6 protein-coding genes and 1 pseudogene are annotated in these 13,155 nt (G+C 69.5%); 4 read left to right on the forward strand and 3 right to left on the reverse strand.

All coding sequences use genetic code 11. The annotated features are described in order from the left end of the window. Positions 1-53: 53 nt before the first annotated feature. Positions 54-482: pseudogene (locus tag OOK07_RS00350) on the reverse strand (FadR/GntR family transcriptional regulator); the annotation flags it as partial. Between the two features lie 342 nt (positions 483-824). On the opposite strand from OOK07_RS00350, the gene OOK07_RS00355 reads away from it, so the two are divergent. The 3 genes from OOK07_RS00355 to OOK07_RS00365 all read left to right on the forward strand — a co-directional run bounded on the left by OOK07_RS00355 (position 825) and on the right by OOK07_RS00365 (position 6,664). Continuing rightward, positions 825-3,722, forward strand: a complete 2,898-nt coding sequence (locus OOK07_RS00355) for a glycosyl hydrolase family 95 catalytic domain-containing protein (protein WP_266794595.1) — start codon at positions 825-827, stop codon at positions 3,720-3,722. A gap of 522 nt (positions 3,723-4,244) precedes the next feature. Further along, the gene (locus OOK07_RS00360) at positions 4,245-6,248 is read left to right on the forward strand and encodes a sensor histidine kinase (protein ID WP_266794596.1); all 2,004 of its coding nucleotides are present in this window, start codon (positions 4,245-4,247) and stop codon (positions 6,246-6,248) included. Continuing rightward, entirely contained in the window at positions 6,245-6,664 is a 420-nt protein-coding gene (locus OOK07_RS00365) for a roadblock/LC7 domain-containing protein (RefSeq protein ID WP_266675747.1), read from the forward strand. The genes OOK07_RS00360 and OOK07_RS00365 overlap by 4 nt, the downstream gene beginning before the upstream one ends. 563 nt (positions 6,665-7,227) lie before the next feature. On the opposite strand, the gene OOK07_RS00370 is transcribed toward OOK07_RS00365, so the two are convergent. Continuing rightward, entirely contained in the window at positions 7,228-8,796 is a 1,569-nt protein-coding gene (locus OOK07_RS00370; protein ID WP_266794597.1) for a sigma-70 family RNA polymerase sigma factor, read from the reverse strand. Between the two features lie 434 nt (positions 8,797-9,230). Next, positions 9,231-11,165 (reverse strand): glycoside hydrolase family 97 protein, encoded by a 1,935-nt coding sequence (locus tag OOK07_RS00375; RefSeq protein WP_266794598.1) that lies wholly within the window; start codon positions 11,163-11,165, stop codon positions 9,231-9,233. A 454-nt stretch (positions 11,166-11,619) separates the two neighbouring features. Between OOK07_RS00375 and OOK07_RS00380 the strand changes: the two genes are divergently transcribed. Beyond that, a complete protein-coding gene (locus OOK07_RS00380) occupies positions 11,620-13,119 on the forward strand; it encodes an RICIN domain-containing protein (protein ID WP_266794599.1) in 1,500 nt (499 codons plus the stop codon). Positions 13,120-13,155 lie beyond the last annotated feature (36 nt).

The raw sequence follows: 13,155 nt of genomic DNA on the forward strand, positions 1-13,155 counted from the left end.
CCGGGCGAGTTGTCCGGAGGCCGCGCTGCCACGCAGTCCGACGCCTGCTCGTATCAGGCCGGCGACGCGTGCAGGGCCTCCGGGACACTCAGCGGGATCTCGCCCACGTCGTCCCCCTCAAGATGTTCGCGCAGCCATTTCCCGGTGTTACTCACGTGCAGGAGAGCCGCGGCCTGCGCCAGCGCCGGATCACCCGCGGCGAGCGCGGCGTAAATGGCCTCGTGCTCGGCGACGGTGCGGTCCGAGGCGTTGCCGTCCACCAGGCCGCGCCAGATCCGGGGCCGCAGCGTACGGCTGGAGATGCCCTCCGGCAGAGAGGAGAGCGTGGCGTTGCCCGTCGCGGCGATCACCGCCCGACGGAAGGCGGCGCCGTGCCGGTTGAGCAGCTCCACGTCGTCACGCGCCTGCCGCATGACCTCCAAATGCCCACGAACTTGGGCGAGTTGGTCGGCGGAGATCCTGGAGGCCGCCAGTCCGGTGGCTCCTTGGTCGTTGAGGAGCACCATAGCAAGACATCCCATGTGTGAGAAGAGCCTGCCCACAGTCCTGTATCCCAACGATGGCAGGGTTCACGAAAAGTGCCGATGAGCGACGCCTTCAAGATTTTTCCGTCACACCTCTGGACACAACGGGGGCCCTCCCTGCTAATCCATCCCATGTCATAACCGGCTGCCGCATCAGGAACCCCTCACTGCCACTGAGTCCGGGCCCGACACCACGTCGCTGCCCTCCCGGCCCCCTCCCATCCCGTGATACGTGCGACGAGGCCAGGCGTCCGCCCGGCCCTGCCCAGTCGAGTGCTGCCAGACAACGGAGTTTCCACCATGGAGCTGCCCGACCTCGCCCTCAACCGCCGGCGCTTTCTCACCGCCGCGGCCCTGACCGTCGGCGCCACGGCCCTGCCCGGTCTCGTGTTCGCCGACCGGGCCACGGCGGCCGTACCGGCCCAGGTCACCCTTCCCGACCGCGGTATCTGGGACGACGCCACCGCCTCAACCTGGACCGACGGCTTCCTCACTGGTAACGGCGAGTACGGAGCCGTCTACTACGGTGCGCCGACACTCGAGAAGATGATTTTCAATCATCACCGGTTCGTCCTGCCCAACGGGTCCCGCAGCGTCATGCCCCCGGTGATCTCCGGGAAGCTCGAATCCGCCCGGGACAAGGCGCTGTCCGGCGACTACTCGGGGGCCTCCTCGACCTTCGCCAACGGCTGGAGTCTGCGGTGGACGCAGACCTTCCACCCCGGCTACGAGCTCCAGTTCAGCACCCCGGGCATGACCGCCGTCAACAACTTCGCCCGTATCACCGACTTCCGCACCGGCGAGGTCACCCACAGCTGGACCGACCAGTACGGCACCTGGAAGCGCCACGTCTTCGTCTCCCGCGCCGACCAGGTCATCGTCCACGAACTGCTGCCCGCCACCGGACGTACCGTCGACACGACCCTCAGCGTCAACACCGCTCTCGACGGCGTCCCGACCAGCGTCTCCTACGCCACCACCGCCACCGTCACCAGCGGCGACGGCTATCTGAACCTGCGCGGCACCTACCCCTCCGGCGGCGCCTACGGTTACGAAGGCGTCACCCGCGTCATCGTCTCCGGCACCAACGCCTCCGTCACGGCCGGCGGGGCGACCCTCGTCGTCGCCAAGGCCACCAGGGTGCTGCTGCTGACCAAGCTCGGCCGCTACGAGACCTCCACCGGCTGGAACTCCCAGCCCCTCCAGACCGCCCTCGCCGCCCTCACCCCCGACTACGCCACCCTCCTCGGCCGCCACGCCCCACAACACCAGGCGATGTACGAACGCTCCAGCCTCGACCTCAACGTCTCCACCACCGACCGCCAACTGTCCACCAGCGCCCTGATCACCCGGCAGAAGAACAACACCTCCGCCATCGACCTTGCGCTGCTGGAGCGGATGTACGACTCCGGCCGCTATCTGTTCGTCAGTTCCAGCGGTGTCCTGCCACCGCGCCTGACCGGCATCTGGACCGGCACCTGGAACGGGTCCTGGGCCGACGACATCACCACCGATGCCAACATCAACCTGCAGGTCGCCGGCGGCAACATCCTCGATCTCGGCGACGCCATGCAGGGCTATTTCGATCTGATCCTCGGCCAGCTGGCCGACTGGCGCGACAATGCCACCAACCTCTACGGCGCCCGCGGCTTCCTCGCTCCGTCCCGTACCGACGGCGAGTACGGGCACATGCTGCACTTCGACAGCGGCAGCTTCCCCGGCGAGGCCTGGACCGGCGGCGCGGACTGGCTGCTCTACCCCCTGCTGGAGCACTACCAGGTCACCGGGGACGCCGCTTTCCTCAAGAACAAGCTCGGCCCGGCCCTGATGGAACTGGCCCTGTTCTACGAGGACTTCCTCACCCGCACCGACTCCAGCGGCAAGGCCGTCTTCGTCCCCTCCTACTCCATGGAGAACAGCCCCTCCAGCACCGGCCAGGCCTTCTCCATCAACGCCACCGGCGACATCATGGCCGGCCGGCACGCCCTGCGGGCCGCCATCGACGCCGCCAACACCCTCGGCCTGGAGCAGGGCGGCGGTCAGGGTGTGGCGCGCTGGACCGCCCTGCTCGCCAAGCTGCCCGACTACACGATCAACGGCGACGGCGCGCTCGCGGAATGGTCCTGGCCTGGCCTGACCGACAGCTACAACCACCGCCACATCCAGCACCTGTACGGCGCCTGGCCGCTGCACGAGATCAACCCCGAGGACAAGCCCGACCTCGTCAAGTACGCCCGCACGGCCCTGGACAAGCGCGGCGACCAGAACTACTCGGCCCACGGCAGCCTGCACCGGGCCCTGGCCCGCGCCCGCCTCAAGGACGCCCCCGGCGTGTACGACAACCTGCTGAAGATCTACGGCAGGAACATGGTGTGGCGGTGCCTGATGACCTCCCACAACCCCAACCTCGACATCTACAACTGCGACGCCGCCAACACCATCCCCGCCATCCTCGGCGAAGCCCTCGTCTACAGCCGCCCCGGCATCCTGGAGATCCTGCCCGCCCTCCCCGACCAGCTGGCCAAGGGCACCATCAAGGGCGTGCGCGGCCGCAACCGCATCACCGTCCAGTCGCTGACCTGGGACACCGCGGCCCGTACCGCCACCGTCGAGCTCACGTCGGACATGGCCCAGGACATCACCTTCATCTGCCGGCGCGGCATTACCTCCATCAGCACCTCGGCCAAGGTCACCACGTCGTCCCTCGGCAACCACGCCCGGGTCGTGTCGCTGACCGCCGGAACCAGCACCACGATCACCGTCGGCCTGCTGACCGGCGCCTTCAAGCTGGTCAACCGCAACAGCGGGAAGGTCATGGACGTCTCCGGCGCCTCCACCTCCAACGGCGCGTCCGTCATCCAGTGGCCGTGGTCGGGAAGCGCCGACCAGCAGTGGAAGCTGCTGCCGGACTACGACGGCTCCTTCCGCCTGGCGAACGTCAACAGCGGCAAGGTCCTCGACACCCCGGGCGGCTCCACCAGCGCCGGCACGGCCCTGGACCAGTGGTCGGACAGCAACGCCGGCAACCAGTGGTGGAAGCTCGTGCCCGCGGCCACGAGCGGCTACTACCGCCTCGTCAACGTCAAGAGCGGACTGTGCGCGGACGTACAGAGCGGATCCACCTCCGACGGCGCGAAGGTCATCCAGTGGCCCTCCGCCGGCGGCGCCAATCAGGAGTGGCAGCCCGTCGGAACATGACGGCCGAGGAGCCTGCCACCGAAGCGCGCCGGCAGCCGCATCGACAACCGAGGGACTGGAACCGGGCATTGGAGGCGGAGGCCGCAGTCTTGGCGTCGGTTCCGCCGTTGCCGACTGCCGGCGCTCGCCGGCCGATACAGCGCGCTGGGGAGCGCAGCGGGGCAGGACGCTGCGCGATCGAGACGTTCGAGGCATCCAGCACCTGACCCCAGCACCGGCGTGCAGGGAGCCCGTCAGCGTGATCAAGGCACAGGCGCCGGCCTCCGATCGGGACCACTGCTCCTCCTGCTAGGTCACAGTCTCCCGGCCCGCGGCGTGAGGGCGGCGCAACCGAACCTCCCACGCGCTCTAACAGAGCGGAAACCGCCCGGCACGACGGCCGGACTAGCGTCGTGACCCATGAGGGTCTGGGAGCCGGTGCGGCCACTGCTCGGCCGGTTCGGCACAATCGGCAGGCACGGCTTGGGCACAGGCGGTTCGGTGCGCCGTCGCGATAACCGGACAGCAGCCGGCCGTCGGCCGGTGCCCGGCTGGCGCAGCATCAGGGGCCGGGTGGCGGTGGTCGTCACGGTCCCGGTCTGCCTGCTGCTGGCCGTGGCCGGCTTCGCCGTGCAGGGCCGTGCCGCGGCCGTCGGTGATGCCCGGACGACCCGTGCCGAGGTGGGCCTCAGCTTGCGGGTCCAGGCCCTGGTGCATCAGCTGCAACGCGAACGTGGTCTGACCAACGGCCTGTTGGGCGGCGAGACGCGGTTTCGGTCGCCCCTGGCCGCCACCCGCAAGCGCGTGGACACGGCGCTGGCCGGAATGCGCCGTGACAGCGCCGTCGAGGATGTCATCCGACGCCGCCTGGGCCGCCTGGCCGGCATACGCGCCGCCGCCGACCAAGGCACCGCCGACAGGTCCGCGACCCTCACCTTCTACACCGGAACCATCGACGCACTCAACGCCATCGACCCGGTGGCGGAGACCGCAACCGCTTCCGACCAGCAACTGCGCGACGAGCTCGCGGCGTTGAGAGAGCTGGCCGCGGCCAAGGAATCCGTAGCGCTCGAACGTGGCCTGCTCAACGGCGTGTTCGCCGAGGGCACCTTCCACGGACGCGAGTACCTCACCTTCACCGAGGTGCGCGCCACCCGCGTCGCCGCCCTGGCACGGTTCCAGCAGGTGGCCACCGCTTCCCAGCGCGCGGCCCTGCACCATGCCTTCGCCACCGCAGACGCCAGGCGCGCCATCGGCGACGAGAGCCAGGCCGAAAACGCGGCCGACGGTTCCGCGCTGCATGCCGACGTCGGCACCTGGTGGGACGTGATGACCGTGCTCGTCGACGATCTGTTCGCCGTCCAGCAGTCGGTCGGCGACGACGTACGGCACCGGGCCGACCGGCTCAGCCAGAAAGCCGAGACGGGCCTGGCCGCCTACCTCGTCGCGGCAGCGCTCGTGGCGGCCATCCTCGCGGGCCTCGCCGCGTTAGCCTCCCGTTCCCTCACCCGCCCGCTCGGCGCGCTTGCCGAAGCCGCCGACGACGTGGCCCGGCACCGGCTGCCGCAGGCCGTCGCCCGGATCCAGCATTCCCCACCGGACGAGGTGGAGCTCTTCCTCGCCGGGGACGCCCCGGACCCCCCTACCGCGCAACTGCTGGGCGGCGCGGCCGAGATCACCAAGGTCGCAGCCTCCCTGCGCCAGGTGGAACGCACCGCCCTCCGCCTCGCCGCCCAGCAGGCCGGCCTGCGCCGTACCACCACCGAATCGCTCGCCAATCTCGGCCGCCGCAACCAGAACCTCGTACGCCGTCAGCTCAGCCTCATCACCCGCCTGGAACGCCAGGAACTCGACCCGGACGCCCTCGCTGAACTCTTCGAACTCGACCACCTCGCCACCCGCATGCGGCGCAACGCCGAAAACCTGCTGGTCCTCGCCGGACAGAACCCGCCCCGGCCCACCGCGGCACCTGCCGACGGCCTGGAAGTCGTCCAGGCGGCCGTCGCCGAGGTCGAACAGTACCCGCGGGTACTGATCGCAGCCGTGGAACCGGTCCAGGTGCGCGGGCACGCCGTCGCCGACGTCGCCCACCTCCTGGCCGAACTCATCGAGAACGGGCTGACCTTCTCGCCACCGAACCAACCGGTCGAGGCGCACGGCTGGTACGACACCCAGGACGACACGTACTGCTTCGCCGTCGTCGACCACGGCGTCGGCATGTCCGAAGCCGACAAACAACGCGCCCACGCCCGGTTCTCCGACTCCGGCGAACAGGCCCTCCTCGCCGCGCCCACGCGGTTCCTCGGCCACCTCGTCGTCGGCCGGCTCGCCCACCGCCTCGGCGACGGCACCCACATCCACCTCTTCGACACCCCCGGCGGCGGCCTGTCCGCGCTCCTCGCCCTGCCCGGGCGCCTGCTCGCCCCCGCCAAGGCCCCCTCCGATCAGCCCCCGCCAGCCCGACCCGCTGTCTCCGCCCTGCTCAACGGCTTCAGAGCAGGAGTTGCCCGGGCCGAAGCCCGAACCACTGAAGGAGCCTCATCGTGACCACCGCCGTCCAGAGTTTCGGCTGGCTCATCTCGGAGTTCGTACGCACCACCGACGGCGTCACCGATACCGTCGCCGTCTCCTCCGACGGCCTGCTCATGGCCGCCTCCGACAACCTCGGCAAAGACCGCGCCGACCACCTCGCCGCCGTCGTCTCCGGCATCACCAGCCTCGCCCAGAACGCGGCGACGACCCACGGCTTCCGCGGCATGAAACTCGTCATGATCGAAATGCTCGGGGGCTTCCTCATGGTCGGCCGCATACGCGACGGAAGCTGCCTCGGCGTCCTGGCTTCCGAGGGGTGCGACGTCGGCTTGGTCGGCTACGAAATGGCCGTCCTCGCCGACCGCGCCGGGGAACTCCTCACACCCCGGCTGGTACGAGAACTCCACTCCGCACCCGTAGGCGCGGGATAGTCAGGGCGGCGTGCTCGGCTACGGCGCTCAGGAGCGACAACCCGGGCACCCCTCCGCGCACCGAGTACGCCTCCACCGACCTCGTACGTCCGTCGCGGGAACCGTTTTCGCGAGCGGGAAGTGGTCTGTCTGTCACGAGGCGGAATTGCCGGCCGCCCCCGCTCCACGTCACCTCCCGACCGGGCCAGGGCCTTCGCTGTGCCCCACCGAGAGCCGTCCCTGGCTGCGGCCGGACACCTTACCCCTCGGGGTGGTGCCCCGCCGGCCCCAGGTGCGGCCCTTGGCGCCACAGTGTCCTGGCCGTGGAACGCGGGATGCTCTGCGGGCGCCTCACCGACGTGCCGGTCAACGCCGACCCAGCCGAGGCACGAGCCGCCGCGGCGGCCATGGTGGTGGGACTCGCACACGACTTCCACGATGCTGAGTCGATGTGTGCTGGGACCCGCCGGAGGAACCCGGGTCCTCGACGGCCGGGTCATCGTTTCCGCGACCGCACCGAACGCCTGTGGTTGAACGACAAGTTGACCCACGTCACGTGAGTTTCAGTGCGAGGCCGGTCAGTGTCAGATCCAGGGCGCCACGAGGACGAAGGAGCGGCTGGCCCGGTGCGCGGCCGTGCTCTCGAACGAGTCGAGCCACAGCTGGAGGTTGTCCCGGTGGCGGAGGTAGCGGCCGGGGTAGTTGTACGACTCCAGGGAGACCGAACCGGCCGTGGAACCGGAACGGGGGCAGAAGGTGGCGTCCTTCTGGAAGAGCACGGATCCGTCGTCGGTGTCCAACCGGATGCGGAAGGCGTAGTGCCGCACATACCTGCCTGTGGAGTCCCTGAGTGAGTAGCAGCGGGGGTCGGCCAGGCCCGGAACGAAGGTGAAGGTGGCAGCTTGCCGGGTGGCCGCGGAGCTGGTGGCGCCGACCTGGCCCAGGATGCCGAGTCGGCCGGACTGGCTCACGTAGTCGCCGGGGTTGTCGACCGACCGCAGGGCATGCCGCCCCGAAACCCGCGCCTCAGCCGTCGTCGCCGGGGCTGATGTCGGTGTCGGCGTCGGCGTGGGCGTCGGCGTCGGCGTCCGTGAGGCGGACGTTCTCGGGAGCGGCGGCACGGGCGAGGCGGCGGGCGACAGTGGGGCCGCGACCGCGGCCCGCGGTGCCGGCTCGTGCGATCCCGTGACGGTGTACCAGGCCACTCCCGCAGCCGCGAGCGTGACGGCACCCGCGGCTGCCGTCACCGCGGGCTTGGCGGCCAGCTTGCCGATCGTCCGCGCCGTACGGCTTCCGCTCACCGTATGCGTGCCCGCGCCGACGGTCGCCCCGGCCGAGCCCGCCCCCAGCGCCCTGGCCAGTACCAGGCCGGCCAGGCCGACCGGCACCGGCACCAGCGCGAGGCCGGCCAGGAGCCCCTCCGCCGGTATCAGGTCGGACGAGTTCAACAGGCACTGCGGACAGTCGCGGACATGGCGTGCCAGCCGCTTGCGCCACAGCCCGGACGGCCGCCCGTCCCACGAGGCGAGCACGGCGGCCAGGTCCGGGCAGCGCGGCGAGGCCGTCACGGCTCGTACGACGGTGCGCGCCGTCTCCAGCCGTTCCTTGACCCGCTGGATGCGGACCGCGGCATGCTGCGGTGTGAGGCCGCAGGCCGCCGAGAGCTCGCCGCGGGTCAGTTCACCGGCGCTCTCCATCCACCACAGCGCGAGTACCTCGCGTTCCTCGTCCTCCAACCAGCGGGTCGCCTCCACCGCTTCACGCCGCTGGCCCGACAGCGCAAGCCGAAGAATCGCCAGGTCGGAGAAGTCGGCCTGCACGTCTGTTTCGTGAGCGTTCTCCTCCAGGGATTCCGCGGTGTGCCAGGTGCGCCGTCTGCGCCACCGGTCGCGGATCTGCCGCACGGTGATGGCGACGAGCCAGGACCGGAAGCGAGCCGGTTGCTCCAGTCCGGGCAACCCGTCCAGGACCCGCATCATCGTCTCCTGGACCACGTCGTCGACGTCGCTGTGCCCGTCCAGCGCCCGCCCGACGATGTTGTAGACCAACGGCAGACAGTCCCGTATCAGCTGTTCCGAGGCCTGCCGGTCCCCCGCCCGCGCCGCCATGACGACGGCGACGTCCGGCCGTTCTTGTGTGTCCTGCGAGCGCATCCCGCCCCACCTGTCCCGTCCGTCTTGCCGGTGCGTCGAGGGCGACAGTGTGTCAGGAGCGAATCCGGAGGGGTTGCGTGGGTCGCTTCTCAGGTGCCGCTCCACACCTTCGTCCGTTCCGTGTTTTCCGCGTTTTCCGTGATGCGTGACGCGCCGGTGCGGCTCCTGCGCGTACGACTCCTGCGTACAGCCCCATCCAAAGGACGAACGGGCCGCACAGCGCAGCGCTGTGCGACCGCCCGGGCCCGTGGCGGCCCCGGAATACCTCTACCCGGGCCTCGCCACCCAGGGTCCGAGGCGGCTCGCCCTGGCCGCGCGGCCCCGCCGGGTCCGGCGTGCGGCGCTGGAACGGCTCTTCGCCAACCCCTCCTTGCAAGCTCGTCCAGGTCACAGGGGTGGCACCCTCCCGCGGGCCTGGCGGGCCCGGACCCGCGTCAGCTCGGCTTCAGCACCACCGCCTGGCCGCCGGAGGGGGCCATGGCCACGCTGAGCACGGTCGCCGAGGTGACGGTCCGGGTGCTCACCACGACGGGGGTCTGGTAGGCGGAGGTGCCGGGCGTGCCGTCGGAGTAGACCGTCGCCGTCCAGTTGCCGCTGCCGAGGAAGGACAGCGGGAGCGACAGCGTCCGGGCCGACTCGTTGGTCATGGCGCCCAGGTACCAGGTGGTGCCCTTGCGGCGGGCGACCGCGATGTGCTGGCCGATCGCCCCGTCGAGCGTGCGGCTCTCGTCCCAGGTGGTGGGGATGGCGTCGAACCATGGCAGACCGGGCCAGTTGGCGGTGTTGGCGAACTTCGACGGCGAGTCGTACCAGTAGATGAAGTTCAGCGGCTGGTAGTAGACCGCCGCCATCGCCATCTGGTGGGCGTTCGTGGTCTGGTCGCGCGACTGGCCGTAACAGATGGTGTAGTCCATGGGCCCGCCGACGTTCCGGGCGAAGGGCAGCGTGACGTTGTGCGAGGCGGTCGGGAAGTGCTCGTTGCCCCGGACGCCCTCCATGCTGACCCAGTTCGGGTAGGTGCGCTCGTAGCCGAACGGGCGGACGTCGTCGTGCGTGTCCATCAGCAGGTTGTACTTGGCCGCCGTCTTCGCCCAGGCGGTGATCTGGTTCGTCATCGCCTGGGTGCCGTCGTTGATGAAGCCGAGTTTGACGCCCGCGAGACCCCAGCTCTTGTAGAGGCTGAACAAGCTGTCGGCGTCGGCCAGCGCCAAGGGGTTGACGTAGAGCAGCAGGCCGATGCCCTTGCCGGCGGCGTAGGAGAGGACGGCGGGCAGGTCGATCTCGGGGATGGACTTGGTGGCGTCGCTGGTGCCGCGCTCGGGGCCGTACCATCCGGAGTCGTACTCGATGAACTGCAGGCCGCGGGCGACGGCGAAGTCCACGCCCGCCATGCCGGCGGCGGTGGTGAGCTGGCAGCGGAAGACCTTGCCGGGCTTGATCCACGAGGTGTCTGCCAGCGCGCCCGCGGGGGCGAGGTTGAGCACCAGCTCGGCGTTGTCGACCAGTTCGGCGTGCGTGGAGCCGGTCACCACCGCGCGCCAGGGGGTGGCGAACGGAGTGGTCACCGTGGAGGTCGTCTGGACCGTCCCGCTCCCGCGGGCTGTGTGCTCCATCAGGTAGGCGGCCAGCGTGTTCGGCTGGCCGGACACCGAACTCAGCATCATTCGGGGGAAGTTGACCCGGGACGACTCGCAGATGCAGGCGATCAGCCCACCGCTCGCGTACGTGGCGGTCAGCGGCAGGTCGGTCAGCGGGCCGGTGTCGGTGCCGGAGGTCCCCGTGGACGGGATCGAGCCCGGGGCTACGGGGTTGTAGGAGTCCTCGTCCCGGGCGCTGTAGACGAGCGTGCTGTCGGGGAAGACGAACGTGGTCAGCTCGTCGGCGATGGCGGCGCTGCCCTTGTCGAGCAGTGCGTACCGGAAGGCGACACCGCTCGGGTAGGCGCGAATCTGGACGCTGAAGTTGATCCCGGTGTGGGTGTCCCGGAGGTTCCAGCGCATCTCCTGGTACCGGTCGCGGACGGTCGCGTTGCGGCCGTAGACCGGGCTCCAGGTGGTGTTGGTGGTCCAGTGCTGGTAGTTGGTGATGACCGTGCCGCTGCGGCCGAGCAGCGTCCCGTCGCCCAGCTTCAGGCCGAGGGCCGAGGTGCTGACGACGCTCGCGCCCCTGCGCTTGGCCGACCAGCTCAGAACGCCGCCGGTCAGGGACATCGTGATCGTGGTGCTGCCGTCGGGTGCCGTCGCGGTGACCGAGGCGTCCGCCGCCGCAGCCGTACCCGTTGCACCGATGCCGGCCGCGGCCGTACCGACGGCGACCGCTGCGCCCTTGAGCAGTCCTCGGCGGGAAACAGAACGCGCTGGAATCTGCATGACTGTGCGCCTCTCCGTTGAGTGACCGGCGTCGGTGGACTGGGAGACCTACTCAACACAACCGAACAGTAACCAACGATTTCCCACCGACATCGGGCAGTTCTACGGCAGTACCCCTGGTAGGTCAACGGTGCGGACAACACCATTACTGGGCGTCAGGTCCCCGTCATACGGGACCAACTGTGCGCTGACCTGCACGCCGAGGCAAAGTCACGCAGGTCGCAGCACTCACCGCGCCGCCCGGCGAACTCCCTCATCACCAAACGAAATCGATCGCGTCTCTTGACACTCACCCGAACAGGCAGCTCTCATTTCCCACTGAACATCGCAGCCGCTCCCCCACCTTGGCCGTGTTTGCCGCCCTCCGCGGCCCCAACTCCCCCGTACAGCGCGCCGCCAGGCACCTTCGCCCTGCGGACGACGTCATGTCAGGACCTCGAAGGAGAGGCAGAACATGCCGAATCGAGCACGCCACCACAGCCCCTCACGCAGCCGGTGGCGGGCAGTCGCCGCCGCGTTCCTCACACTGCTCGGAAGTCTCACGGCACTGCTGCTGCCCGCCGCACCCGCCAGCGCGGCCTCCGTCCCGTTCACCCTGGGAGCCACCAGGACCGACCAGAACGGCAACACACTCCAGCTGCACGGCATGGGCATCATCAAGGCGGGCAACACCTGGTACGGCTTCGGCGAGGACAAGACCGGCGAGACCTCGGCCGACACGTCCTTCCAGGACATCCCCTGCTACACCTCCACCGACCTCGCCAACTGGAAGTACCAGGGAGTGGCCCTGGCCAAACAGGCCACCGGCGACCTGGGCCCGAGCCGGATCGTGGAGCGGCCGAAGGTCATCTACAACGCGTCGACCAGCACGTACGTGATGTACATGCACATCGACAGCATGAACTACTCCGACGCGAGGGTCGGGGTGGCGACCAGCAGCACCCCTTGCGGGCCCTACAGCTACCGGGGCAGCTTCCGCCCGATGGGCAACCTGAGCCGTGACATCGGCCTCTTCCAGGACACGGACGGCACCGGCTACCTGCTGAGTGAGGACCGCAACAACGGTCTGCACATCTACCGGCTCTCCGCCGACTACCTCTCCGTGGACAGCGGTGTGGCCGTGCTGGGCAGCGGCGGCTCGGCCAACAGCTTCGAGTCGCCCGCCATGGTGAAGGTCAACGGCGTCTACTACCTGCTCGCCTCTCACCTGACCGGCTGGAGCCTCAACGACAACGTCTACACCACCGCGACGTCGTTGAGCGGCTCGTGGGCGCCGATGCGCAACTTCGCGGCACCGGGCACCCACACGTACGGCAGCCAGACGGCGAACATCATCACCGTGCAGGGCAGCTCGGGCAGCACCTACATCTACGCCGGCGACCGGTGGAACACCAACGACCTCGGCAACTCGCAGCTGATCTGGCTGCCGATGACCATCCGCGGCACCGTGGTCAACGTCGGCCAGTACCCGAGCTGGTCGCTCGACACCGCCGCCGGCACCTGGACGCCCAACTCCGGTGTGCCCACCAATGCGGTGCACACGCTGACCAACGCGGGCAGTTCGATGCCGATGGACGTCTCGAGCGGCTCGACGGCCAACGGGGCCAAGGTCATCCAGTGGCAGTCCAACGGCGGCGACAACCAGAAGTGGACGCTGAACCGGGTGGCGGACAACGTCTACACGCTGGTCAGCGTCAAGAGCGGTCTGTGCCTGGACGTCCCGAGCAAGTCGACCGCGGAGAACGTGCAGCTGCAGCAGTGGACCTGCAACGGCGGCGCCAACCAGCAATTCGCCGCCGACCTCGTCGGTAGCCTCACCGGCACCAAGTTCACGCTCGTCAACGTGGGCAGCGGATTGAGCATCGGTGTGGACTCCTCCTCCACCACCGCGGGTGCCGCCGTCGTCCAGCTGACCGGAACCGGCGCCACCAGCCAGCAGTGGACGCTGTCCTGACCGTCCGGAGGTGGTCCGTCTGCAGCCGTCGCAGGC

The sequence above is a fragment of the Streptomyces sp. NBC_00078 genome (assembly GCF_026343335.1).
Lineage (GTDB): Bacteria > Actinomycetota > Actinomycetes > Streptomycetales > Streptomycetaceae > Streptomyces.

Bases quoted from the DNA above. Each gene is read 5' to 3' on its own strand.
- OOK07_RS00370 (WP_266794597.1), bottom strand. From the start codon at position 8,796: ATGCGCTCGCAGGACACACAAGAACGGCCGGACGTCGCCGTCGTCATG.
- OOK07_RS00375 (WP_266794598.1), bottom strand. From the start codon at position 11,165: ATGCAGATTCCAGCGCGTTCTGTTTCCCGCCGAGGACTGCTCAAGGGC.
- OOK07_RS00380 (WP_266794599.1), top strand. From the start codon at position 11,620: ATGCCGAATCGAGCACGCCACCACAGCCCCTCACGCAGCCGGTGGCGG.
- OOK07_RS00355 (WP_266794595.1), top strand. From the start codon at position 825: ATGGAGCTGCCCGACCTCGCCCTCAACCGCCGGCGCTTTCTCACCGCC.